1 pseudogene is annotated in these 224 nt (G+C 52.2%); it reads left to right on the top strand.

The annotated features are described in order from the left end of the window. A pseudogene (locus tag BZG25_RS15855) lies at positions 1-224 on the top strand (elongation factor Tu); the annotation flags it as partial.

The raw sequence follows: 224 nt of genomic DNA, 5'->3' as shown, positions 1-224 counted from the left end.
ATGTTCCGTAAGCTTCTAGACGAAGGCCGTGCGGGTGAGAACGTTGGTGTTCTTCTGCGTGGTACTAAGCGTGACGAAGTAGAGCGTGGTCAAGTACTGGCGAAGCCTGGTTCAATCACTCCGCACACCAAGTTCGAGTCAGAAGTATACGTACTGGGCAAAGACGAAGGTGGCCGTCATACGCCGTTCTTCAAAGGCTATCGTCCACAGTTCTACTTCCGTAC

Origin of the sequence: Salinivibrio sp. ML198, assembly GCF_001996015.1 — a bacterium.
GTDB lineage: Bacteria > Pseudomonadota > Gammaproteobacteria > Enterobacterales > Vibrionaceae > Salinivibrio > Salinivibrio siamensis.
The sequence above is the reverse complement of the archived record's forward strand: the minus strand, read 5'-3'. Positions and strand labels throughout refer to the sequence as shown.